This window comes from Anoxybacillus sp. P3H1B, from assembly GCF_001560855.1.
Lineage (GTDB): Bacteria > Bacillota > Bacilli > Bacillales > Anoxybacillaceae > Anoxybacteroides > Anoxybacteroides rupiense.
On the sequence record NZ_LPUG01000002.1, the window covers coordinates 1 to 1,403 of the forward strand.

At 37.8% G+C, this 1,403-nt stretch carries 1 protein-coding gene; it reads right to left on the reverse strand.

Annotation, left to right across the window (positions count from 1 at the left end; all coding sequences use genetic code 11):
* Positions 1 to 173 precede the first annotated feature (173 nt).
* Entirely contained in the window at positions 174 to 1,283 is a 1,110-nt protein-coding gene (locus AT864_RS00015; RefSeq protein WP_066145224.1) for an IS4 family transposase, read from the reverse strand.
* Between the last annotated feature and the right edge of the window lie 120 nt (positions 1,284 to 1,403).

A 1,403-nucleotide genomic window follows, 5' to 3' on the forward strand; every position in this document is an offset into this window, starting at 1 on the left:
CAGTAGCGTTGCATAAAAAATAAAAATATTTTATACAGAATTTTCTGGATAAAATATTTTATGATAAACGAAAAACAAGGCAGTAACCAACTAAAGGTGATCACTATCCATTTGGTAATAAATGTATTTGTTTTATTGTTACATGGCTAACGTGTTTCGCCGACTTCTTTCACTCATTCCCGTTGAATTCGTTCCACCCACACGGTACTTGGTTTCCAAAGAAAAACGCGAAGCCAACGATAAATCTGGGTGAGAGAATGTTTCGATTTCATTTCAAGTTGAATAAGAATGAGTAAACAGTAAGCAATCAGAGCTAAGTAAACCTGATTTTCTACAGCTTCTGGACTCGTTCCATAAAGATGTTTGAGTGTTAAACGTTGCTTCATCCACTTAAAAAATAGTTCAATGGCCCATCGAGAACGATAGATATCACCAAGTTCTTCTGGATCTAGGTCGAATCGGTTCGTAATGATTCGAATTCGATTCCCATCCGAATCGAATGTTTCGATTAATCGAAAGACATTTTCCGTTCGTTTTTGTGGTGTCCCAATGACCACCATTGAATCAGATAAAATAGAGGAATGGGATGGGACAGAGAACGATTCAAGAAATCGAACATAGGCATTCTTTTTCAGACGGGAGGCGAAAAAGAGGCCTTTATCACAGTAATAATCGAACTTTTCGTAGTTTACATAACCACGATCAAACACGTACATGGCATCTGTTTCGTCGATCAGTTGTTCCATTTGTGTTCGATCATTGTTCCCTGCTGGGGTCATGACCATTTTTTCCGGATAAACCGTATCTTCATTGACAAACACCAGTCGTAAATGGACCTTAATTCCCGACTTCGTTTTACGAAACGTAGCCCATTGATATTTTTTCAGATTCAGTGAAATGGTCGTGGAATCCACGATTTTTAAGCCTTTCACCTGACTGGAGGAATTCGTGGACATCTGACGGATTTGATTCACTAAATCCAGAAAGATTTCTGCGAGTAATTCGGGTTTTACTTGGCGATGTTTTCGAGAAAGTTGTGAAGCACTAATAGAGGTCAATCCTAATTCTCGCTGAAAATCATCCAGTAATGCATCATCGGCGATGGCGCGCAGTCCTTCTCGTTGTTGAAGTTGAGCATGTAAAAACAAAAGTAAATACGCTTTTGTGGTTAATTTTTTCGTATATTTATCTTGTTTCATCTCTTCCATTCTTTGTGTAAATTTTACAGAATGGAGAGGAGTGACCCATTTACCAAATGAAGAAAATAGTGTATCCTTGTCCATAGGCTTCATCCTTTATATTGGATTTGGACAGGGACCACCTGTACCATCCATTATAAAGGATTTTTTATGGACTTTTTTCAATTCGGAATTTTCGAATTAAATTAATGCAACGCTAGTGAT